This is a genomic window from Microbacterium wangyouchuni, from assembly GCF_051546305.1.
Lineage (GTDB): Bacteria > Actinomycetota > Actinomycetes > Actinomycetales > Microbacteriaceae > Microbacterium.
Genome location: NZ_JBPTMA010000003.1, coordinates 1 through 20,079, shown reverse-complemented (window position 1 = coordinate 20,079; position 20,079 = coordinate 1). Strand labels below are relative to the sequence as shown.

Genomic DNA, 20,079 nt, shown 5'->3' with positions numbered 1-20,079 from the left:
TACTGCATCATCCGGGAAGCGCTCGCAACTTCGACAGCGCGTACCAACGCGCCCCGCCTCACCAGCGGTTGTGCACGTCCTCCGCCCAGCCCTCCAGGCCGTCGATCGTGAGCCATTCGCCCTCATCGGTCTGCACCCGACCGGTGAAGACCCCAAAGCACTGGTGCGTCGTCGAGCGGATCAGCAGCAGGTTCGTGCGCGCGTAGCGGTCATAGAAGGGCGTGAAAGTCAGTTCCATGCGGTCGGTGGTCATGCGCCACGGCGCCATCCAGTTCGACGGATCGAACTCCCACTCCAGCACTGTGGGGATCTTATGGACGCGGCCGTCGATCGTCACGCCGGTGTGCGAGATGCCATTGCGGAGGCCGTCTGGTCCTCCCCCGCCCAAGTTGATGCCGATCCGTTTGCCATCCACCTCGCCGACGGCGGCGCCCCAGTTCCAGTCCGTGCGGTACGGGCCGCGCGAGCGCGCATGGTCGAGCACGGCGAATCCGGATGCATCGTGCCGGACGCCGTCGATCGTGATCGTTCCGGTGGTGGGGCGGTCGACGTCCTTGACCGTGTAGTCGACGAGGAACCTACTGTGCGGTGACGCCAGCCCCATCGCCTCGTGCCCCGGGCGGGTTTCCGCGAGCACTTCGACCTGCACGCGCGGAGTGCGCGCGAGCAGTCTGGTGCCGGCATCCGAATCTTCAAAACGAAGATCTATCGTGCGTCCGCGTGAGGTGTTCACTCCGGCTCCGTGGGTTCCGGTCATCGAGAGCCCACGGCCGAGCGGCGAGATCTCGAAGGCGTCGATCGCGGTGAGCGTCGCGCGCTCCAGCACCCACACCTGGCGGACGTTCGCGTAGTCGAGCCCGCCGATCGTGAGTGCGAAGATGTGCGTCGGGGTGACGATCCCCCAATACTCCCAACGTTTCGTGCGGCCCCAGCCGTAGCATCCGCGTCCGACCCCGTCGGTGTCGTGCAGTTGCTGTCTCGCCCACCCGATGGATGCCGGATTCAACCGCCCTCGATCATCGGTGAGCGGAACCGGCTCGGTGATCTCGTGATCGCTCATCGCACGCTCTTGATCGGAATGACCGACAGTGCGCCCACGATCGCGAACACGATGCCGGCGATGAACACCGCGGTGTAGCTGCCGGTGATAGCGATCAGGGCCCAGACGATCACCGGGGTCATCGCCTGGGGAAGAGTCGTGGCGATGTTCAGGATGCCGAGGTCCTTCGCGGCTGCCTCCGCCTTGGGCAGCACCTCGTTCATCAGGGCTGAGTCGACGCTCATGTAGACGCCGTAACCGAGTCCGAAGATCGACGCGAGCGCGAACATGCCGCCGATGCTCGGTGCGAACAGAGGAATAGCGAGCGAGGCGGCCATGATCAGCGACGCCACGATCACGAAGATCTTGCGGCGCTGTATCCGGTCACTGATCTTGCCGGTGATGAATGCTGTCGCGAGGGCACCAACGAGCATCACGGCGGTCAGCGGCGTGCTCAGAGCGGTGGATTCTGCATCGGAGACGCCGATGTAGTCGCGCAGGATGTACAGCAGGTACGACTGCACGCTCTGGTACGCGAGGATCAGCAGGAAGCGGCCGGCGAACGCCCACCAGAAGTCGGGGTAGAGCTTCGGGCTGACGTAGAAGCTCGCGAAGAACTCCTTCCAGCTGAAGCGCGGCACCTCAAGATCGCGCGAGGAGAAGTCGCGGTTGAAGATGGTGAACAGCAGCGTGACCACGAGGATCACCGCACCGAAGGTGGCGTAGCCGATGCCGATGCTGTTCGCGAAGAATCCGGCGCCAGCGACGCCCAGGCCCATTCCGACGAACGTCCCCATCGCCAGGACTCCCGATGCCACCCCGAAGCGCTCGCGCGGGATGCGGTCCGGGACGATTGCGGCCTGCGCGGTGGCGACCGCGTTCAACGCGAGCATGACGAGCACCCAGTAGACGCCGAGGGTCCAGAGCTGGCCGGCACCGGAGAGCAGCACCATGCACAGCGCAGCGGTGGCGGCGCTGATGACCATCCACGGTGCACGCCGGCCGAAGCGGCTGCGGGTGCGGTCGGAGAACGCGCCGATGAGCGGGTGGATGATGATCGCACCGATCGAGGCGGCAGTCATCACGATCGCCAGGTTGGCGACCTTGTTCGCCGGGTCGATCTGCTGCACCTGATCGGGGATGAAGATGACCATGAAACTCGCGTAGCAAGCCAGGAGTGCGGCGTTCATGACGAACAGCCACGTCATCAATCGACGGTCGGTCGTACGCGGTGGTGCGGGCAGCACAGTGCTCATGGGTCTTCCTCCTCCGCGGCTTCATCGCCGCAGCGCCTCACGCATCTCACCGTCGGGCACAGCGAGTGCGAGACTCACAGTATGCCCGAAAATGCCACGTTGCAAAACGGATGGCACGTATCGCCATATAACATTCAGGAGTGACCAGCACCGACCCGATCGACGATATCTCCATCGGCGGCGAAATGATCCGCCTCGGCCAGTTCCTGAAGTTCTCGGGACTTCTCGACTCCGGCGGCGACGCCAAAGAGGTCATCATCGACGGGTACGTCAGCGTCAATGGCGAAGAGGAGCGGCGACGCGGACGCCAGCTGCACGACGGTGATCTGGTGTCGTTCGAGGGGCGCACGGTTCGCGTGCGGCCGTGATCAGCCCTTCGTCAGATCCTCGGCGAGCATCACGAGAATCCCGCTCGGACCGCGGAGATAAGTGAGCTTGTAGACGTCCTGATAGTTCGCGACACCTCGAAGCGGGAAGCATCCGTGTCGGGCCGCGACCTGGAGCGCTTCGTCAATGTCGTCGACGGAGAAGGCGACGCGATGCATGCCGATCTCGTTGGGAAGAGTGGGTTCGGTCTCGATCGCTTCGGGGTGGATGTACTCAAAGAGCTCAATGCGGCCGTGGCCGTCTGGCGTCTCGAGCATCGCGATCTTCGCGTGATTGCCGTCGAGCCCGACGGCCGTATCGGCCCATTCGCCACTGACGGTGTCGCGTCCGACCACGGTGAGTCCGAGGTCTGTGAAGAACGCGATCGTCGCTTCGAGGTCGCGCACAGCGATCCCGACGTTCTCGAACCTGATGGACATGCGGCCAACGCTACCGAGGACCGTGCAACGCCACCAGGGGATGCGACGATTCCGATGGGCACAGCTGCGAGGATACCTACGGTCGAGTCAGAGAAGTGACAGTTCTCGGAGTTGCCGGCGGGACGTAATACCGAGCTTTCGGAAGATGTTGCGCAGGTGGGCTTCGATCGTGCGCGGGCTCAGGAACAGCTGGCCACCGACTTCCCGGGAGGTTGCCCCGGTGGCGACCAATCGCGCGATGTGCCGCTCCTGAGAGGTGAGCTCGTCGGTCGGCTGGGCGGTCCGCTTGCGCGGATGCTCCCCCGTGGCGATCAGTTCGCGGGCGGCACGTGCGGTGAACGCCTCGGCGCCCATGTCCGACAGAAGCTCATGAGCAGTGCGCAGCTGTTCGCGGGCGTCCTTGCGCCGGCCCTCGCGGCGTAGCCACTCTCCATAGACGAGGTGCGTGCGGGCAAGGTGGGTAACTATCCGGCAGTCTCGGAGGTGCTCGATCGCCTCCCGGTAGAGTTTCTCGGCCGCATGCCCGGTGCTGGTTAGCGCGCGTGAGCGCGCCGCCAGCCCGAGCCCCCACGGAGTGCCACTGGCGACGGCCCGTGAGCAGAGCTCGTCGAGCGCATGGGCCGCGCTCTCCGGTCGGCCGGAACGGCACGCCGCTTCGATGAGTTCGGCGTGGGCAAGGTTGCTGTGCGTCAGCTCGTCGGATTCGAAGGCACGCGCCGCGGCTGCCTGGCCCGCTGGGTAGTCGCCCACGCCGTTGTGCAGCACGGCCATGCCGTACTGTGCCAGCGAGACCTCGGTGCCGTGCCCACGTGCGGCGGCTTCTTGAACGATAGCCTCGTAGACCTCCGCGGTCTCGGCCGGACCGCCTCGCCAGGCAGCCAGGATGAGTTGGGCGTGGAGCACCTGTACGGTCTGGGTCACCGCCGCGATCGCGGTCTGCTCGGCTGCCCGCGCGAACTCGCCGAAGAGCACCAGCATGACGGATTGGACGAGCAGCGCCGCCGGGAGAGTGGCGAGGGCGCCCGCCTCGCGCGCCAGCTGGGTGTGACGGGAGGTCAACGCGTAGAGCAGTTCGTCGTCGAAGACTGCCATCGCCGTCCGGCTGGCCAGCCACCCCCATCGGAGGATATCCGCATCGCTCGCGGCATCCGTGTTCGACTCGCCTCCGCGGAAGGCCACCAACGCCCGCCGCAGGCCGGGTGCACCAGACGAGTACCCCTCCGTGAACGTGGTCACGAGTCCATCGAGCAGCAGGTCCGCCGGCCGCGGCGACCCGGGCGGGGCGGGCGCGGCGCGGGCGGCTTCGGCGACCTCCCGCACGCCGAGGCCGAGACCGAGACCGCCGGTGACGATCGCCGCATCCAATGCGTCGAGGTATGTCTCGCGGGACAGCGCCGGATCCAGCGTGGCGAGGCCTCTGGCAGCATCCAGAAGCATCCCCAGGCCCTCGCCCGCTCGCGCCCGGTAGAACACGATACGAGCGCGCAGCAGCTCCAATCGAGCCTGCTGCCGCGCATCGAGCGGGCCGGCTCCGGCGAGCGTGAGCAAATCCGATGCGGCCTCGGACGCACCGGTCTCATGCATGGCGAATGCGGCTTCCAGCGACCGGCCCGCACGGGCAGCGGGCTCGGGGGTCAGCCGGGCCGCGTGCTCCATGAACGCCGCCGAGGCAGCCAACCCACCGCGGGCGCGCGCTCGACCGGCTGAGCGCTCCAGCTCCGCAGCGGCATCCTCGTCGGCGCCCAGCACCGCCTGTGCGCGGTGCCATGCGCGCCGGTCAGGGTCGAAGTCCGGATCAGTGGCGGCGGCCAGCGCGTGGTGCGCTCGGCGCTGTTCAGGTGGTGACGCGTCCCGGTAGATCGCCGAGCGCACCAGCGGATGCCGAAACCTCACCCGGCTGTCGACCTCAAGGAGCCCTGCGACTTCGGCGGGTCCGACCGCGCTCTCCGCGATCCCCAGCTGTGCAGCCGCGCGCCACAGCAGGGCCACGTCGCCGGTGGGCTCGGCCGCCGCGACGAGAAGCAACAGCTGCGTGTCCGCGGGCAGGCTCCCAGAGCGGCGTCTGAAACTCTCCTCGACGCGGCGCGGAACATCCAGTGCGCCTGGCAACTCGAACCCGCCCGCCATCTGTGCGGACTGGGCACTCAGCGGAAGCTCCAGAAGCGCCATCGGGTTGCCGCGTGACTCGGCGACGATGCGTTTGAGCACTCTGTCGTCCAAGGGCGTGGCGAGCGCGGATGCCAGCAGCGCCCGTGCATCGACCTCACTGAGCCCGTGCACGCGCAGCTCTGGTAATCCGGCCAACGCCGTCCGCCCATGTCCGAGTTGGTCGCGATTCGGCTGATCCCGATCAGCGTCCCGGACGGCAAACAGAAGTGCGATCCGCTCGGCCCCCAGCCGTCGTGCCACAAAGGCAAGGACCTGGGCCGAAGCCTCATCCAGCCACTGCGCATCGTCGACGAGACACAGCAGTGGCCCCTCCTCGGCGACCTCTGCCAGCAGGTTGAGTGTCGCGAGACCGACCAGGAAGCGGTCCGGCGCCTCGCCGCCCTGCTGCCCGAGGGCCACCCCCAGAGCGGCCCGCTGCGGATCGGGCAGCGCACCCGCGTGGTCCAGCAACGGCGCACACAGCTGGTGTAAGCCCGCGAACGCGAACTGCGTCTCGGACTCGACGCCGACCGAGGACTCCACTCGAAACCCGGATGCGTCCGCCGCGCCTCGGGCATGCTCAAGCAACGCGGTCTTGCCGATGCCGGCCTCCCCGTGCACCACCAACGTCCCGCTCAGCCCGGCCCGCGCCCTGGAGAGAAGCGTGTCGACCGCTTCGCACTCGGCGCCCCGGCCCAACAGATCCACCAATGTTGCTCCCTCCAGAGAGCACGTCGGCGCCCGTACTACGTAAGTATCACCGACGCGAGCAACGCAAACCAGGTGTAGGCGACTTCGCGCGAGCGGCCAGTAGCGGGACTTCTACCGATGCGAAGGCGTGGCGAGCGGTGCGAACCTGGCGATACGGCCGCAACAGCGGCAATCGGATCGCTGAATCTCAGCCATCCGGAACGCCCCTACAGAAAGTAAGGAAGAGCCCCATCATGAATCCGATTCAGGAACTCATCAGCAACTTCCAAGACCTTGTAGCCCAGGTGCCCGAGATCGTCCAGCCCTTCATCGTGATGCTCGCCGGCGCGATCCCCTTCATCGAAGTGGAGGGGGCGTCCTTGATCGGTATTGCCGGCGGCCTTAACCTCATCGTCGCTGCCATCGCCGCGGTCGTGGGCAACTTCCTCTCCGTACTTCTCGTGGTGGCCCTCACGTCGCGCGCTCGCACTGCCGTCGTGAACCGCAACAGAGTCCGCGTCAAGGCCACAGTGGGCGCCGCACGGTTCCCCCTGGGTGACGAGGATCGTGCCGCATTCGAGGAGACTGCGCCGGTCCAGCCCGAGTCGAAGGGACGCCAGCGCTTCAGGACGTGGGTCGTTCGCTTCGGCGTACCCGGCGCGAGCATCCTCGGCCCCCTCGCGATCCCGACCCAGGTCACCTCAGCGATCCTCGTCGCCGGCGGAACGCCGCGTGCGTGGGTGCTGCTGTGGCAGGCCGTTGCGATCGTCATCTGGGGAGCGGTGGCCACCGTGAGTACCTGGGCCGCGCTCACATTCCTCATCGGGGTATGAGTCACGGGCCACATAAAGCCGCCTTACAGAGGAGGAGTGAAATGTACGAACTGCGACCCAGCGACATTGCGCTGCCACCGACCGTTTCCATCGATCTGAGTCATTTCGTCGTGATTGTGCCTGAGGCCAGGGCATCCACGACGGAAAACCCGGACGACTCCGAGCGGACGGCGTAATGCACCTGCTGACTGTCTTCTCCCATCCCTTCCACGATAGGTACCCCGCCGCGGTCATGGATTCCTTCCATAACCCGTTCAAGCAAGCGGACCATACGATCGATGTACTAGACCTGCACCGCGAGCAATTCGACCCGAGATTTACCTCGGCGGACCACGCCCACTTCTGGGGCGAGTCGATCCCGCCGGGTATCAAGGAGATGCATCGACGGATAGAAGCGGCTGGCCGCCTCGCTTTCGTGTTCCCCGTGTACTGGTGGTCGATGCCGGCGCTGATGAAAGGGTGGATCGAGCGGGTGTTCACGGCGGGTTGGGCGTACCAATACGGCGCGGGGGTTGAGGATCGCGGCAGGGCACCAGTACAGGGGCTCCTTCCGTCGATACCCACCTGGGCTCGCGCACTGCTCCGTGAGCACGCTCGCCTCGACTATCCCGGTTCACTCCTTCGAGACAGGGCCATCCACGCCCAGATGCCGCCGAAGCGCGACGGAGATGTCGTCGAGGTGAGCGAGCTGCTGCGGGGTGAGAGCCTCAACGAAGAGCTCGCGCACCGCTCGCAGGTGCGGAACGGATCCGGTCCGAAAGGCCGCTCGACCAGATTCCGTCGCGGTGACATCCACTCCGTGCACATCGTCAACACAGGGCACTCGCCCAATCAGCCGGCGCTTCTCCATCCGTCCCAAGTGATGCGAAAGTCGACTGCGCTCCCATCCGATCAGCGCCGCCAGCTCCGAAGACCGCAGAGTGCGCCGCGGCGCCTCTGTCAGAGCGAGCAGCACCTGATAGTCCCCCGCCGACAGCGACGACTCGCTCTGCAAACGACTGTCCAGGCGCGCGCGCAGCGTGTTGGCCGTCTCGATGTAGTCCCGCCAGATGCGCAGTTGCTCTCGCGTGGGCATCGTCCGGTGATTCTCGGCCATCTCGTCTCCCTGGAATAGATACGTCAATACCCATGTTGCAGCATTGACACGTCAACTCGGATGGCCCGATGACGAGAAGGGCGCTGATGATGGCAATTCAGATCGGTGACATCGAGTTCGGGCTGAACTCCTTCGGCGACATCGCCACCGACGACGGGCGAGTGCTGTCGGATGCTGAAACGCTCCGGTTGCTCGTCGATGAGGCGCAGCTGGCAGAGTCGGTCGGGCTCGATGTGTTCAGCGTCGGGGAGCACTACCGGGAGGGCATGGTCGACGCGGCCACTCCCGTGATCCTCGCCGCCGCGGCGCAGGCCACATCGACCATCCAGCTGGGAACATCGGTAACCGTCCTTTCGACGCAGGACCCGGTCCGGCTTTATCAGCAGTTCGCAACCGTTGATGGCCTTTCCAACGGACGGGCGCAATTGGTGCTCGGGCGCGCATCGGCGATCGAGTCGTTTCCGCTGTTCGGATACGACATCGCCGAGTACGAGCAGATCTTCAACGAGAAACTCGACCTGTTCCTGCGGCTGATGCATGAGGATCGTGTCACCTGGACGGGCCAGTATCGTGCGCCACTTGAGAACGAGCGCCTGCATCCGCGGATGCCAGACGGAGGGATCCCCGCCTGGATGGGGATCGGCGGAAGCCCCGATTCCGTCGTCCGGGCGGCGCAGCACGGCTTGCCACTGATGATGGCCATCATCGGCGGACGTCCCGACCGCTTCGCCGGGCACGCCGAGCTGTATCTGCGCGCTCTCTCGCAGTTCGGACGAGCGGAACTGCCGATCGGTCAGCACTCCCTCGGCTTCATCGCCGACACCGATGAGGAAGCGAAGAACATGCACTGGAAGTACTGGCAGCCCGTTGTCACCGCGCTGAGCAAGGAGCGCGGGTTCTACCCGCCCACCGCCGAGCGGTACGAGATTGAGGTCGACACCGGGGCGCTGTTCGTCGGATCACCAGAGACGGTGGCGCAGAAGATCGCAAGCAACGTCCGCTCCAATCATCTGTCCCGCTTCGATCTGAAGTACGACCTGCTGCATCTGCCGAAGGGTGCTCGTGAGCACAGCATCCGCCTCTTCGGCGAGCGCGTCGCGCCTCGAGTGCGCGAGTTGCTCGACGAGAATCCCAGCGAATGGCACCTCACCGGACGCGTTCCTGAAGAGATCGTCAAGGGCGGCAAAGCCGTCCATGCCTGAAATCACGAGACCTGAGATCACGAGAAGAAAGAGATCATGAGCGACTTCACCCAGCTCGAGTTCGGCATCGATACGTTCGGAGACCTGCCCCGCGATGACCAGGGCAATGTCGTCTCATATGGTGCAGCGATTCGCGCCACCGTGGCGGAAGCGATACTCGCCGACGACGTGGGCATCGACGCGGTTGCGATCGGAGAGCACCATCGCCCCGAATTTGCGATCTCCTCTCCGGAGACTGTGCTGGCGGGGATCGCCACGGCGACCGAGCGCATCCGGCTCGGATCCGGGGTCACTGTACTGTCTTCCGACGACCCGGTGCGAGTTTTCCAGCGCTTCGCGACCGTTGACGCTCTGTCGAACGGACGCGCGGAGATCATCCTTGGGCGAGGATCCTTCACGGAGTCCTTCCCGCTTTTCGGTTATGACCTCTCCGACTACGAGCTGCTCTTCGAAGAGAAGATCGACCTCTTCCACGCCCTACTCGACGAGAAGCCCGTCACCTGGGAAGGGACGACACGCGCCGCACTGCACGAGGCGGATGTCTTCCCGAAGACGGATTCGGGCCGGCTGCGCACGTGGGTGGGCGTCGGTGGCTCACCGCAGTCCGTGCTCCGCACAGCGCACTACGGGTTCCGGCTCATGCTCGCCATCATCGGCGGCGCACCCGCCCGCTTCTCCCCGTATGTCGATCTGTATCGGCGGGCGACCGAGCAGCTGGGCACCACTGCCTACCCGGTGGGTATGCACTCCCCCGGCTTCATCGCCGAGACAGACGAAGAGGCGAAGGAGACCTTCTACCCCGGGTACAAGGTGGTCCGAGACCGGATCGGTGCGTTGCGCGGCTGGCCGCCCCTGACTCGCTCCGACTTCGAGGCCGACGTTGAGCACGGGTCGCTGTACATCGGCTCGCCGGAGACTGTCGCTCGAAAGATGGCGAGCGCCATCCGCACCCTGGATGCCGGTCGGTTCGACCTCATCTATTCAGCCGGCGGCGCGATGTCCGCGAGCGCACGTCTTCGCACCGTCGAGCTATACGGCAGCAAGGTGATCCCGATGGTGCGTGAGCTGCTTGCTGAGACGCCCGCACGATCGTCCACGACCGGAGAGGCCTTTCGGCGATGAATGAGACGAGCGATATGGACACCAACTCCCGCGGCGGCACGACCATCGGCATCCTCGGAGCTGGCAAGGTCGGCACGGCACTTGCCCGCCTTGCCGTCAGCGCAGGTTACCGCGTGCTCATCGCCGGCTCTGGAGACCCAGAGCGGATCGCGCTCACGATCGAAGTACTCACGCCCGGGGCGACTGCCGTCCGCCCAGAAGAGGCTGCTCGAGAGTCCGACATCGTCGTGCTCGCGCTCCCTCTCGGCAAGTACCGACGCCTTCCGGTGGCTGAGCTCGAAGGCAAACTCGTGATCGACGCCATGAACTACTGGTGGGAGACGGATGGCATCAGAGACGACTTGAATGACCCGCGCACGTCGACGAGCGAGATCGTCCAAGAGTTTCTTTCCGACTCACGCGTCGTGAAGGCGCTGAACCACATGGGGTATCACGACCTTGAGGAAGAGGCCCGGCCTGCCGACTCCGCAGACCGAAAGGCCATTGCGATAGCCGGGGACCGGGACATCGACCTCATGCGCGTCGGAGAGTTCATCGACGTGTTGGGGTTCGACTCGATCATCACCGGGCCGCTTGCCACAGGTGTCCTCCTACAGCCGGGAAACCCCACGTTCGGCGCCAACCTCCCGATCGATGATCTTCGCGAACTCATCGACCTCGCCGCCGCCGAGCGCTCTCCCACTCACACCGCGCTCTGAACCGGCAGCTCGTCCCGTGCCCGGCACCCCACTACCCATGCACCCCCAACTGGGCGAGGGCGGGCTCGGCTCCGCGCACCGTGATGGACCATTCGGGCCTGACGAATGATGACTTCTCGAGACGCACCCGTTGCTCGTCGACGGGTTCTCCGGTGCGCGGCGATACCCGGGTGACTCCGTTCAGCTCGTAGCCGAGCTTCTTCGAGACGGTGAGGGATGCTTCGTTCCAGCTCGCGGCGCCCGATTCAGCCCACTCGGCCTCGAGCACATCGAACGCGAACATCAGCAGCGCTGCGCGCATCTCAGTTCCCAGCCCGCGGCCGTGCACCGACTGGGTGAGCCAGGATCCCGTGCCCACCGTGCGTCGACTGGCGAAGTCATACGCGGAGAGGTCCTGCGACCCCACCACGCGGCCCTCGAAATGGACGGCGAATGCGACGGTCCAGTGGTGCGGAGCGACGCGGTTGCGCAGGCTCCACTGAAACGCGGCAAGGTTTCGCGGAAGATCGCGGGGACCGGCGTCGGTCCACGGGACACTGAACGGCGTGCGCTCGGGTTCATGAACACCGTCGAGCGCGGCCTGCGCGAGTCCGGGCAGGTCGGCGTCCCTGACCGGCCGTAACACCAGCCGCGGGGTCGTGATCTCCAGTCCGAACAGCGGCCAGATGTCTTCCAGTTCCATGCCGGAACACTACTCGTCCAGAGACCGCGGTTGAAATCTCAGTCGTCACGCAGCGGGACGAAGCTGTAGAGTCCGGCATCCGTGCGGCTGCGTACGCGACCGTCGAGCCTGTCGACCACGGTCATCAGGCCGCCGATCGGGGCGACCATGCGCCCCTGCTCTGCCAGTTGCGAGACGAGGTCATCGGGCATCCGCTCGAAATCGGCGGAGACGAGGATGCGATCGAACGGAGCGGATGCCGGAAGACCGAGGACTCCGGCGGTCGCAGCTTCGATACAGGCGTCAACATCGGTCGCCTCGAGTCGTTCCCGTCCGAACTGCACCAGCTCGGGAACCCGTTCGACTCCGATGACGGTGCCGCTTGGGCCGACGATGCGGGCGAGGATCGCGGTCGTCCAGCCGGAGCCGCTGCCGACATCGAGCACGCGATCGCCCCGTTGCGCGGCCAACAGATCCAGCATCCGCGCGACCGTCGATGGCTGCGAGTTCGTGGCATCCCACCCGATATGAACCGGACGATCGGAGTCGGCAAGGTGCCGAACGGCATCCGGCAGAAAGTCCGCGCGCGGGATAGCGACCATCGCGGCGCGCACGCACTCGCGTGTCTCGTCACTGACCATGATGTTGGGCATGCGGCGGATTCTACGCCGGACGACTGCGTTCGTGAACGCCTCCCTGACACATGCTTCGGCAGCGGTCCGGTCGCCCGACGAGGGGTCTTACTGAGCGCTCGCGTTGTGTCCTGCCGACCGGTTCGCGACTTTCCGGTTGTGGAGGGTGATGACTATCAACGCCGCGACCGGGCCGGCCAGGACAACAATGAAAGGCCAGTACCAGGCGATCGTGCCGAGCAGAACCGCTCCGAGAACGATGAGACCCGCGCCCAGGGCGCGCAGCGCGACTGAACCGCTCGGGATGGCCACGGCGTTTCGGTGGAACGGAATTCTGGTGACCGGGTTCGCTCGCAGGGTCATCCCGAGCGCCACGTGGAACAGCACGACTCCGACTATTGCCGCGACTCCGCCGAACAAGATCATGTTCTCGAAGCTATCAAGGACGCTTGCGCGGGGTGTGCGCACCGGAACTACCGAGTGAGGGTGCCGACTAGCGGCGGACCTAAGGTCCAGCTGGAAACGTGCCCTCGGCGCTTGCAACCAGCACGAGCGCAGACACGCGACCGATAGGGTGCAACCATGACGAAGCAGACGGTGGCCAAAGGAGCATCGGGCGCAAAGACGCCGCCCATCGGAAGGCGCGGGGCCGCAGAGATTCCGACATACCAGCGCGTTCTGTTCGGGGTGCTGGGGATCGCGTCTGCCGCGGGGGGAGCCTTGCTGTTACTGCGCAACGGTTCTCCGGAACTCGGCGGCACGGCCCTCGTGATCATCGCGGCGCTCTTCCTCGCGCTCATGGTGATCGGACGCCTCCCGAAGATGCTTGAGATAGCCGGTGTCCCGCTTGAATTTGACCAAGACGAAATGTCTGAGTTCCTCCGCACGTTGCGGGCAGCCGTCGACGACGACACCGTCGTGGAGCTTGAGGAACAGCTCAAGAACATGAGCGGCAACACTAAGGCCTTCAAAGATGCGCAGAAGGAGGCAGATCTGGATCCGGAATCAAGTGCGCCGACCACCGAGGCACGCCCCACCGTCGCGAAAGCCAAAGACCCCGCATGGCTGTCTTCGCTTAAGCAGGGAGCGGGAGTGGCGACGGCCGAGAAGAATGCCCGCGTCCCCGGGGGTACAGGAAGCGGCCGGGGGCAACCGCCGGTGGTCGATCATCTGGTGCGCCAGGGCGATCAGCCCACGCTGGTACTTGAGAAGATGTCGGCGTGGAACGAAAGCACCTTGAAGGTGCTCGGAAGACGACTGAATCGCGTCATGTGGAACCTTCCGACGATCGAAAAACTGATCGTGATCATGCCCGGTGACGGCATGACCGATGCCGAGGATTGGCGCAAGAGTCTCTGGGGCAACGACGCAAACCCCAAGGTCGAGGTGCTCGCTGAAGGCAGCAATGAAGCACTTGCCGTTGAAGACTGGGTCGAGTCATTGCCACCGAGACCGAAAAGCGAGGCTGGTTCGGATCCGCGGTCCAACTGAAGCTCCCGCCGACCGTAAGCGGCTGACCATTCAGTACCGCAGCGCTTCCTGGTCGAGGTTGTCCGAAACTTCGTCCGGAAGCAGGCGCGCTCGCACCGCGTTGGCGGAACGGGATGCCGCAAAGGTTCTCCAGAACCGGCCTTCGGCAACGGGTTCGGTGCGCCCGAGCTGCCGCTGCTGGCTGTCAGAGCAGCTTTCGCTCGAAGACCACGTTGAGTGGCGTGAATCCCTCCGCCTCGAAGAATGCGTGAGCGCTCGTATTGAAGGACCACGAGTCGAGTCTCATGGCATCAACGTTCTCTGCTCGTCCGATAGCCACAGCAGCGTCGATCAGTTCCTGACCGATGCGCCGACGCTGCAGGGCAGGGTCAACCGCGATGTGGTGCACGTACAGGCTCTTGGACGCATGCCGGAATGGATTCGCCGGTCGCGCACTAATTTCTGCGAGCAGGTAGCCGGCGGCCGCACCGTCAAGTTCTGAGATGAGGAGGATCGCCCCGTTGGCCAGTTGCTCAGCAAGGAATGCACGCAGCACCTTGCCTCTACTGCTCTGCGTACCGACATGACCGAAGCCTATTCACTGTGGCCGCCTACGGTCGGTCACGCATCAATCAGTACCGCCGCAAACGATCGTTTATGGCAGCTTGAGCGGATCGCGACGCTCGGCCGCCGATAACGTTGACCGCAACACCTTGGGCCGTGTGGGTGCGGACCTCCTAGGCGTTGAGCGAAGAGCGAATCCAATCGTTGGCCCCGGCGGGATATAGAGGCACAGTGAGGCCCGCGTCGTCGAATGGGCGCCACACCACAGGCACTACCGAACCGTCTGACTCGGTGAGTGTCCCTCCTTCTTCGGCAGGTGTCGGATCGAGCGTGCCGGAGTACAAAGCGACGATTTCGTGACCGACCTCTCCGTTAAAGCGAAAGATGTTCTCGATCATGCCGAGGTGGTTGAGACCAACAATGCGCGCTCCAAGCTCCTCATTCACTTCGCGGACTATCGCCTCCCGATGCGTCTCGCCTAGCTCGACACTCCCTCCGACCAGCCGATGATATCCAGCCGGATTCTCCACGGTTGGGGCGTTGACGCTAACGAGATGACGAGAGCCATCGGGGTCAGGTACAACCAGCATGGCCTTGACGCGAATGTAGGAACGATTAACCGACATGTCTCCATCATCCAGCTTCATCCCCGCGGCTGCCGAAATCGGTCGTTTTGGGCAGGTCACCGATCGTCGCTCGAGGTCCGTCCAACCCGCCAGTTAAGTGGTTGCCGAAACGGGCCGCGCGACGTTTCCGGCAGAAAAGTCGAGGCGTGAGTCCGGAACGCAACTACTGACATGTCTCGTGAGACAAGTCGTCGGCACCGGGTGGTCTCGTTCGTCACAGATTCCGGAGGCTTCGCGTCTCGGTCGCTGTCAACTCGAGCGAGAAGGGACAGTACGTCACCGCAACGATTCCGCGCTAGTTTGCGGATTCGCAGAATCGTCCGCAAAGTCGCGTGGAATCCGCAATCTATACGCGGAGCCTACAACTCAGTTGAAGTCCCCACCAGGAGCCATGTCCATGAACCTTGAGTAGTGCCCCTGGAACGCCAGGTTGATCGTCGCGGTCGGGCCGTTACGGTGCTTGGCGACGATCAGGTCGGCCTCGCCCGGGCGAATGTCCTTGTCGTAGACCGAGTCGCGATGCAACAGGATCACCATGTCGGCATCCTGCTCGATCGACCCGGACTCACGAAGGTCGCTGATCTGCGGCTTCTTGTCCGTGCGCTGCTCAGAACCACGGTTCAGCTGTGACAGTGCGATGACCGGCACCTGCAACTCCTTCGCGAGCAACTTCAGCGCACGCGAGAACTCCGAGACTTCTTGTTGGCGCGACTCGACGCGCTTGCCGCTCGTCATCAGCTGCAGGTAGTCGATGACGACCAGGCGCAGGCCCTCGCGCTGCTTGAGGCGGCGGCACTTCGCACGGATCTCGACCAGCGTCATGTTCGGGCTGTCATCGATGAAGAGGGGTGCGTCGTTGATGCGTCCGCGGGTCGCAGCGACCGTGGTCCAGTCGCGCGGATCGAGCGATCCCTTGCGCATGTGCTGCAGCGGAATCGCGCCCTCTGCGCTGAGCAGACGCATCGCGATCTCGCTCTTGCCCATTTCGAGGGAGAAGAAGACTGCGGGCTGGTTGTGCCCGATCGCCGCAGCACGAGCAAAATCGAGCGCGAGCGTCGACTTGCCGACAGCGGGCCTCGCTGCCACGACGATCATCTGACCGCCGTGCAGACCGTTCGTCAGCTCATCGAGTTCTTTGAACCCGGTGGGCACGCCCGTCATCGAGCCGTCACGGCCACTGGCCGCCTCGATCTCTTCCATCGCAGCATCCACCGCAACAGTCAGCGGAACGTAATCTTCCGCGGTCTGCGTACCGGAGACCGCATAGATCTCGGCCTGCGCGTTATTGACAAGATCGGTCGCATCGCCCTGGCCGTCATAGCCAAGCTGCACGATGCGCGTGCCCGCATCGACGAGGCGGCGCAGGATCGAGCGCTCGGCGACGATGCCGGCGTAGTACCCGGCGTTCGCCGCGGTCGGCACGATCGAGGTGAGCGTGTGCAGGTAGTCGGCGCCACCGGCGCGTCCCAGCTCACCGGTCTTGATCAACTCGTCAGTGACTGCGACAACGTCGGTGGGCTCACCGTGCGAGTACAGGGTGAGGATCGCTTCGAAGATGAGCTCGTGCTTGGGGATGTAGAAGTCGGCGCCCTTGAGCGTCTCGATCACATCGGCGACGGCATCCTTCGACAGAAGCATTCCGCCCAGGGTGCTCTGCTCGGCGAGGAGATCGTGCGGCGGCACGCGCTCCGGTTTGCGCTGTCCTCCGAGACGGTCCTCCGAGATGTCGGCAATCGACACGGTGCTCCCTTCGGTGCGCTGGTGGCTGATGCGGCCCGGGATCGGGCCCGCAACCCTTGCGACCACGGTGTCCTCTGCGGTCGAAATGAGCGAACCACACACCACCGACATCTGGTCGCTCGTCCACGCTACGAGCGACCTCATCCACACGCAACATGGCCTGTGGATAACCCTGTGGACAGTTTGCGGAGAACGTGGGAGTGTCTGTGTAAAACAGGTGTGGATAACCCTGTGGTGACAGGTGAATTTTTGCCGATTTATTCGCTCTGATCTGCGGTTTAGAGTTTCCCCAGCCTGTGGATGAGATTCTGTTTAAACACCTGATTGAAGGTTGAGCGATGAGTGTGTGGGATGTGTACAACCTGGGGAGAAGTCAAGTCTTGATTTTCTCGGGCGCGTTCCCTATTTTCCGGGGGCATCCACCCCTGTCACCCCGCACGGACACCCCCAACACACAGCAAAACGCCCCCTACCCGAAGGTAGAAGGCGTTCTGCGAAGGTGTTGCGGACTACTTGGCCGCGACAACCTGAAGGGTGATGACGGCCACGACGTCGTCGTGCAGACGCACGGTCGCCTCGTGGATGCCCGTCGACTTGATCGGCGCGGTGATGGTCACCTTGCGCTTGTCGATCGAACCGATGCCAGCAGCCTCAACAGCAGTGGCAACGTGGTCGGTCTTGACCGAACCGAACAGGCGTCCGGTAGCGCCGGCCTTGACAGCCAGGCGAACCTTCGCGCCCTCGATCGCGTCCTTGAGAGCCACAGCCTCGTCGCGGTCGTGGATCGCACGAGCCTTGCGGGCAGCCTGAATCGACTCGACCTGCTTGGCACCACCGCGGGTCCACGCCGTGGCGTAGCCCTGCGGGATGAGGTAGTTGCGGGCGTACCCGTTCTTGACCTCGATAACGTCACCGGCACTTCCGAGCCCGGCAACCTCGTTCGTGAGAATCAGCTTTGCCATGTCGTTACCCCTTACCGGCCTGCGCCAGCGTAGGGCAGGAGAGCCATTTCGCGTGCGTTCTTGATCGCGGTGGCGATCAGACGCTGCTCCTGCACCGAAACACCGGTGATACGACGGGCGCGGATCTTGCCGCGCTCCGAGACGAACTTGCGAAGGGTTGCGACGTCCTTGTAGTCAATGACGCCAACCCGGATCGACTTCGCGGGAGCGGTGGGCTTGCCACCCTTCCGCGGCTTGCGGCGGTCGCCGCTCGACTTTCCAGCCATGGTTTTTCCTTTGATGAGCGGATGCCGGTCGCTTCAACGAGCGAAGCGTCCGGATCCAGAAGTTGTTTAGAACGGGGTGTCGTCGCCGAAGCTGCCCGGAGTGCTCCACGCATCCGCACTTGTCGACGAGCCGGGGGTAGACCACGGCTCTGACGACGCCTGCTGTTGCTGCGCGGGACGCACCTGTCCACCGCCGCCACCGGCACCGCCGGAAGCCGCGCCAGAACCGCCAGAAGCCGCACGGGTAACCTGCGCTGTCGCGTACCGAAGCGAGGGGCCGATCTCGTCGACCTCCAGCTCGATCGACGTGCGCTGGTTGCCTTCGCGGTCCTGGTAGGAGCGCTGACGCAGGCGACCCTGCGCGACAACACGCATGCCCTTGGTCAGAGAACCCGCCACGTGCTCAGCGAACTCGCGCCAGACGGACGCACGGAGGAACAGCGCGTCGCCGTCCTTCCACTCGTTCGCGGCACGGTCGAAGCTGCGCGGGGTAGATGCGATGGTGAAGTTCGCCACCGGCAGCCCGTTCTGCGTGTAACGCAGCTCGGGGTCGGCCGTGAGGTTTCCCACAACGGTAATGACGGTTTCGCCGGCCATGAGTCTTAGGCCTTCGCTGCCTTGGCGGCCTTGCGAGCAGCCTTCTCTTCGGAGCGCTTAGCTTCGAAAGCAACCATCGCCTGAGCTTCTTCTGAACGAAGAACCTTAGTGCGCATGATCTGCTCGTTCAGGCCCAGCTGACGGTCGAGCTCCTGTGTGGTCTCGCTCGTTGCTGTGAAGTTGACGACGGCGTAGATGCCCTCGGTCTTCTTCTGGATCTCGTATGCAAGACGGCGCTTGCCCCAGATGTCGACCTTGTCCACAGTGCCACCATCGTTGGTGATGACCTTGAGGAACTTGTCGAGCGTAGGGGCTACCTGGCGCTCGTCGATCTCGGGGGTCAGAATGACCATGAGTTCGTACTGGTGCGTCACTTACCCACCTCCTTCGGACTAGAACGGCTTCCGGGAATTTCCCGAGAGCAGGAGGGTGTGTGCACGTGTCCGTCCGCAGACCGCCGATTGCGGGCCGATAGACAGACAACCTGAACAGTCTAACGGAATCGCGGGCGTGTCGCGAACACGGTCGATAGCGTGGACGGTATGGAGTGGATCTCGGACGTCTCTGTCGGCGACTGGCTGCGCGAGCGACTCAATAAGGATCTGGCCGAGAACAACACGATGCACAGTGTTGTTCCGAGCGGGTTTGAGGCCTATGCGCGCATCTTCCACCCCGCGCAGGTGCGCTCACTGCCGGATCGTGCCGTTCCGACGATGGACGAGTGGAACCGGATGCCGGATGCCGAGCACGCCCGTCTCAGCGAACTGTTCGTCGATGCGCCAGCCAGTTGGGCCGGGACCGCCGACGCCTTCGGCACCACCATGCACGCGCTCGCCCAGTGGCAGCGTCTGGTGAAGACCCCGCCGGACGGCGATTGGCGCACGCGCATCGCTCCGGATGGCCGCGAGTTCACGTCGCCCTTCGAGGGAGAGATTCCACCAACTCTGCTCGCCGCCATCGCGCGGCACCTCATCGTGCACACGTCAACTCCGGATGCCGGCTTCGCTGCGATCTGGGAAGGATGGGGCGGGTTCGTCGGACACTTCGGTGAGACCTCAAGTCGCGCCTTCCTCGAGTTCACGGACGACCCGGCACATGCGCAGGTTCTGCAGCAGAGCTTCCACGACCGCTTCAACAACCCGTTCCGCAAGGCGAAGTGGCAGCCTGGCATCGTCTCGGACGAGATCTCACAGGGCCAGCGGCTTTCCCTCCCCAGCCGCGATCACGTGCTCTTCTCCGCCGCCCCGGCCGTGTTCGCCGACCCGGACTGGGTGCTCGGTGTGCCGTGGCGCGACCGTCCGGCTGAGGAGCACGGCTTCGCGCCGGAGGCGCAGCATCCCAGCATCCTGTGGCCGGCTGACCGCGCCTGGGTGATGGTGAGCGAGATCGACTACGACTCCACGATCGTCGCCGGCTCGGCGGCGCTGATTCAAGCGCTCTGCGCGGATGCTGCGCTTGAGGCGCTACCGATCCCCGAGGGCGCGAGCCTGCACTGGGACGCCGACACGATCAACCGCTGACCACGAGAAACAGTTTCCTGCATGAGACAGGTGTTGTGAAGTCTCAGGACATTGGTGACGGTTGTGTCTCAGGACATCGGTAACGCTTCTTGCTGATTTGGTGGTGACACTTCGGTATGGCGTGATCGGGTGATGCCGCCGAATGAGCCGA

General features: G+C 64.5%; 23 protein-coding genes and 1 pseudogene. 9 read left to right on the top strand and 15 right to left on the bottom strand.

The window, feature by feature from the left end; translation table 11 throughout:
* Positions 1-58: 58 nt before the first annotated feature.
* Together ACSS7Z_RS06745 and ACSS7Z_RS06740 are read right to left on the bottom strand one after the other, a co-directional pair.
* Positions 59-1,060: a DUF2804 domain-containing protein gene (locus ACSS7Z_RS06745; RefSeq protein ID WP_438253737.1), complete on the bottom strand. Its 1,002-nt coding sequence runs from the start codon at positions 1,058-1,060 to the stop codon at positions 59-61.
* Positions 1,057-2,295 (bottom strand): MFS transporter, encoded by a 1,239-nt coding sequence (locus ACSS7Z_RS06740; protein WP_438253736.1) that lies wholly within the window; start codon positions 2,293-2,295, stop codon positions 1,057-1,059. Before ACSS7Z_RS06740 ends, ACSS7Z_RS06745 begins: the two co-directional genes overlap by 4 nt.
* A 140-nt stretch (positions 2,296-2,435) precedes the next feature.
* Between ACSS7Z_RS06740 and ACSS7Z_RS06735 the strand changes: the two genes are divergently transcribed.
* A complete protein-coding gene (locus tag ACSS7Z_RS06735) occupies positions 2,436-2,663 on the top strand; it encodes an RNA-binding S4 domain-containing protein (protein ID WP_438253735.1) in 228 nt (75 codons plus the stop codon).
* Here the strand turns inward: ACSS7Z_RS06735 and ACSS7Z_RS06730 are convergent, their stop codons facing one another.
* Both ACSS7Z_RS06730 and ACSS7Z_RS06725 read right to left on the bottom strand, forming a co-directional pair.
* Positions 2,664-3,101 (bottom strand): VOC family protein, encoded by a 438-nt coding sequence (locus tag ACSS7Z_RS06730; RefSeq protein ID WP_438253734.1) that lies wholly within the window; start codon positions 3,099-3,101, stop codon positions 2,664-2,666. It lies immediately after the preceding gene.
* A gap of 87 nt (positions 3,102-3,188) precedes the next feature.
* Entirely contained in the window at positions 3,189-5,957 is a 2,769-nt protein-coding gene (locus tag ACSS7Z_RS06725; RefSeq protein ID WP_438254268.1) for an ATP-binding protein, read from the bottom strand.
* 236 nt (positions 5,958-6,193) lie between these two features.
* On the opposite strand from ACSS7Z_RS06725, the gene ACSS7Z_RS06720 reads away from it, so the two are divergent.
* From ACSS7Z_RS06720 to ACSS7Z_RS06710, 3 genes and pseudogenes are all read left to right on the top strand, one after another.
* Positions 6,194-6,772 carry a small multidrug efflux protein gene (locus ACSS7Z_RS06720; protein ID WP_438253733.1) on the top strand — a complete coding sequence of 193 codons (579 nt, stop codon included), beginning with the start codon at positions 6,194-6,196 and terminating at the stop codon, positions 6,770-6,772.
* Between the two features lie 41 nt (positions 6,773-6,813).
* Positions 6,814-6,948 carry a hypothetical protein gene (locus ACSS7Z_RS06715; RefSeq protein ID WP_438253732.1) on the top strand — a complete coding sequence of 45 codons (135 nt, stop codon included), beginning with the start codon at positions 6,814-6,816 and terminating at the stop codon, positions 6,946-6,948.
* A pseudogene (locus tag ACSS7Z_RS06710) lies at positions 6,948-7,280 on the top strand (NAD(P)H-dependent oxidoreductase); the annotation flags it as partial. The gene ACSS7Z_RS06715 and the pseudogene ACSS7Z_RS06710, both read left to right, overlap by 1 nt.
* Positions 7,281-7,385: 105 nt before the next feature.
* Here the strand turns inward: ACSS7Z_RS06710 and ACSS7Z_RS06705 are convergent.
* Positions 7,386-7,868 (bottom strand): MarR family winged helix-turn-helix transcriptional regulator, encoded by a 483-nt coding sequence (locus ACSS7Z_RS06705; RefSeq protein ID WP_438253731.1) that lies wholly within the window; start codon positions 7,866-7,868, stop codon positions 7,386-7,388.
* A gap of 86 nt (positions 7,869-7,954) precedes the next feature.
* Between ACSS7Z_RS06705 and ACSS7Z_RS06700 the strand changes: the two genes are divergently transcribed.
* From ACSS7Z_RS06700 to ACSS7Z_RS06690, 3 genes are read left to right on the top strand one after another with little or no spacing between them, the layout of a single operon-like run.
* Positions 7,955-9,070: an LLM class flavin-dependent oxidoreductase gene (locus ACSS7Z_RS06700; RefSeq protein ID WP_438253730.1), complete on the top strand. Its 1,116-nt coding sequence runs from the start codon at positions 7,955-7,957 to the stop codon at positions 9,068-9,070.
* A 36-nt stretch (positions 9,071-9,106) separates the two neighbouring features.
* Positions 9,107-10,192, top strand: a complete 1,086-nt coding sequence (locus ACSS7Z_RS06695; protein ID WP_438253729.1) for an LLM class flavin-dependent oxidoreductase — start codon at positions 9,107-9,109, stop codon at positions 10,190-10,192.
* A gap of 14 nt (positions 10,193-10,206) precedes the next feature.
* Positions 10,207-10,890: an NADPH-dependent F420 reductase gene (locus ACSS7Z_RS06690; protein WP_438253728.1), complete on the top strand. Its 684-nt coding sequence runs from the start codon at positions 10,207-10,209 to the stop codon at positions 10,888-10,890.
* A gap of 31 nt (positions 10,891-10,921) precedes the next feature.
* On the opposite strand, the gene ACSS7Z_RS06685 is transcribed toward ACSS7Z_RS06690, so the two are convergent.
* The 3 genes from ACSS7Z_RS06685 to ACSS7Z_RS06675 form a co-directional block, all read right to left on the bottom strand.
* On the bottom strand, positions 10,922-11,572 hold the full coding sequence (locus tag ACSS7Z_RS06685; RefSeq protein WP_438253727.1) for a GNAT family N-acetyltransferase: 651 nt from the start codon (positions 11,570-11,572) through the stop codon (positions 10,922-10,924).
* Positions 11,573-11,610: 38 nt separating this feature from the next.
* Complete coding sequence (locus ACSS7Z_RS06680) at positions 11,611-12,204, bottom strand: protein-L-isoaspartate O-methyltransferase family protein (RefSeq protein WP_438253726.1); 594 nt, start codon at positions 12,202-12,204, stop codon at positions 11,611-11,613.
* Between the two features lie 87 nt (positions 12,205-12,291).
* Complete coding sequence (locus tag ACSS7Z_RS06675) at positions 12,292-12,609, bottom strand: hypothetical protein (protein WP_438253725.1); 318 nt, start codon at positions 12,607-12,609, stop codon at positions 12,292-12,294.
* 156 nt (positions 12,610-12,765) lie between these two features.
* Here ACSS7Z_RS06675 and ACSS7Z_RS06670 point away from each other — a divergent pair, with 156 nt between their 5' ends.
* A complete protein-coding gene (locus ACSS7Z_RS06670) occupies positions 12,766-13,674 on the top strand; it encodes a hypothetical protein (RefSeq protein ID WP_438253724.1) in 909 nt (302 codons plus the stop codon).
* 184 nt (positions 13,675-13,858) lie between these two features.
* On the opposite strand, the gene ACSS7Z_RS06665 is transcribed toward ACSS7Z_RS06670, so the two are convergent.
* The 7 genes from ACSS7Z_RS06665 to rpsF all read right to left on the bottom strand — a co-directional run bounded on the left by ACSS7Z_RS06665 (position 13,859) and on the right by rpsF (position 18,782).
* Entirely contained in the window at positions 13,859-14,209 is a 351-nt protein-coding gene (locus ACSS7Z_RS06665) for a GNAT family N-acetyltransferase (protein ID WP_438253723.1), read from the bottom strand.
* A 181-nt stretch (positions 14,210-14,390) separates the two neighbouring features.
* On the bottom strand, positions 14,391-14,864 hold the full coding sequence (locus ACSS7Z_RS06660) for an NUDIX domain-containing protein (protein WP_438253722.1): 474 nt from the start codon (positions 14,862-14,864) through the stop codon (positions 14,391-14,393).
* A gap of 345 nt (positions 14,865-15,209) precedes the next feature.
* On the bottom strand, positions 15,210-16,583 hold the full coding sequence (gene dnaB, locus ACSS7Z_RS06655; RefSeq protein ID WP_438253721.1) for a replicative DNA helicase: 1,374 nt from the start codon (positions 16,581-16,583) through the stop codon (positions 15,210-15,212).
* Between the two features lie 509 nt (positions 16,584-17,092).
* Positions 17,093-17,545 carry a 50S ribosomal protein L9 gene (rplI, locus tag ACSS7Z_RS06650; RefSeq protein WP_438253720.1) on the bottom strand — a complete coding sequence of 151 codons (453 nt, stop codon included), beginning with the start codon at positions 17,543-17,545 and terminating at the stop codon, positions 17,093-17,095.
* An 11-nt stretch (positions 17,546-17,556) separates the two neighbouring features.
* Positions 17,557-17,811: a 30S ribosomal protein S18 gene (gene rpsR, locus ACSS7Z_RS06645; protein WP_017829850.1), complete on the bottom strand. Its 255-nt coding sequence runs from the start codon at positions 17,809-17,811 to the stop codon at positions 17,557-17,559.
* A gap of 66 nt (positions 17,812-17,877) precedes the next feature.
* Positions 17,878-18,408 (bottom strand): single-stranded DNA-binding protein, encoded by a 531-nt coding sequence (locus tag ACSS7Z_RS06640; RefSeq protein ID WP_438253719.1) that lies wholly within the window; start codon positions 18,406-18,408, stop codon positions 17,878-17,880.
* A 5-nt stretch (positions 18,409-18,413) separates the two neighbouring features.
* Positions 18,414-18,782 carry a 30S ribosomal protein S6 gene (gene rpsF, locus ACSS7Z_RS06635; RefSeq protein ID WP_438253718.1) on the bottom strand — a complete coding sequence of 123 codons (369 nt, stop codon included), beginning with the start codon at positions 18,780-18,782 and terminating at the stop codon, positions 18,414-18,416.
* Between the two features lie 168 nt (positions 18,783-18,950).
* Here rpsF and ACSS7Z_RS06630 point away from each other — a divergent pair, with 168 nt between their 5' ends.
* A complete protein-coding gene (locus ACSS7Z_RS06630; protein WP_438253717.1) occupies positions 18,951-19,928 on the top strand; it encodes a hypothetical protein in 978 nt (325 codons plus the stop codon).
* The last annotated feature ends 151 nt before the right edge of the window (positions 19,929-20,079 follow it).

What these genes read in the sequence shown, in the direction of transcription:
- ACSS7Z_RS06745 (WP_438253737.1), bottom strand. Translation starts at nt 1,060, where the DNA reads ATGAGCGATCACGAGATCACCGAGCCGGTTCCGCTCACCGATGATCGA.
- ACSS7Z_RS06740 (WP_438253736.1), bottom strand. Translation starts at nt 2,295, where the DNA reads ATGAGCACTGTGCTGCCCGCACCACCGCGTACGACCGACCGTCGATTG.
- ACSS7Z_RS06730 (WP_438253734.1), bottom strand. Translation starts at nt 3,101, where the DNA reads ATGTCCATCAGGTTCGAGAACGTCGGGATCGCTGTGCGCGACCTCGAA.
- ACSS7Z_RS06720 (WP_438253733.1), top strand. Translation starts at nt 6,194, where the DNA reads ATGAATCCGATTCAGGAACTCATCAGCAACTTCCAAGACCTTGTAGCC.
- ACSS7Z_RS06715 (WP_438253732.1), top strand. Translation starts at nt 6,814, where the DNA reads ATGTACGAACTGCGACCCAGCGACATTGCGCTGCCACCGACCGTTTCC.
- ACSS7Z_RS06705 (WP_438253731.1), bottom strand. Translation starts at nt 7,868, where the DNA reads ATGGCCGAGAATCACCGGACGATGCCCACGCGAGAGCAACTGCGCATC.
- ACSS7Z_RS06700 (WP_438253730.1), top strand. Translation starts at nt 7,955, where the DNA reads ATGATGGCAATTCAGATCGGTGACATCGAGTTCGGGCTGAACTCCTTC.
- ACSS7Z_RS06695 (WP_438253729.1), top strand. Translation starts at nt 9,107, where the DNA reads ATGAGCGACTTCACCCAGCTCGAGTTCGGCATCGATACGTTCGGAGAC.
- ACSS7Z_RS06690 (WP_438253728.1), top strand. Translation starts at nt 10,207, where the DNA reads ATGGACACCAACTCCCGCGGCGGCACGACCATCGGCATCCTCGGAGCT.
- ACSS7Z_RS06685 (WP_438253727.1), bottom strand. Translation starts at nt 11,572, where the DNA reads ATGGAACTGGAAGACATCTGGCCGCTGTTCGGACTGGAGATCACGACC.
- ACSS7Z_RS06680 (WP_438253726.1), bottom strand. Translation starts at nt 12,204, where the DNA reads ATGCCCAACATCATGGTCAGTGACGAGACACGCGAGTGCGTGCGCGCC.
- ACSS7Z_RS06675 (WP_438253725.1), bottom strand. Translation starts at nt 12,609, where the DNA reads ATGATCTTGTTCGGCGGAGTCGCGGCAATAGTCGGAGTCGTGCTGTTC.
- ACSS7Z_RS06670 (WP_438253724.1), top strand. Translation starts at nt 12,766, where the DNA reads ATGACGAAGCAGACGGTGGCCAAAGGAGCATCGGGCGCAAAGACGCCG.
- ACSS7Z_RS06660 (WP_438253722.1), bottom strand. Translation starts at nt 14,864, where the DNA reads ATGAAGCTGGATGATGGAGACATGTCGGTTAATCGTTCCTACATTCGC.
- rplI (WP_438253720.1), bottom strand. Translation starts at nt 17,545, where the DNA reads ATGGCAAAGCTGATTCTCACGAACGAGGTTGCCGGGCTCGGAAGTGCC.
- rpsR (WP_017829850.1), bottom strand. Translation starts at nt 17,811, where the DNA reads ATGGCTGGAAAGTCGAGCGGCGACCGCCGCAAGCCGCGGAAGGGTGGC.
- ACSS7Z_RS06640 (WP_438253719.1), bottom strand. Translation starts at nt 18,408, where the DNA reads ATGGCCGGCGAAACCGTCATTACCGTTGTGGGAAACCTCACGGCCGAC.
- ACSS7Z_RS06630 (WP_438253717.1), top strand. Translation starts at nt 18,951, where the DNA reads ATGGAGTGGATCTCGGACGTCTCTGTCGGCGACTGGCTGCGCGAGCGA.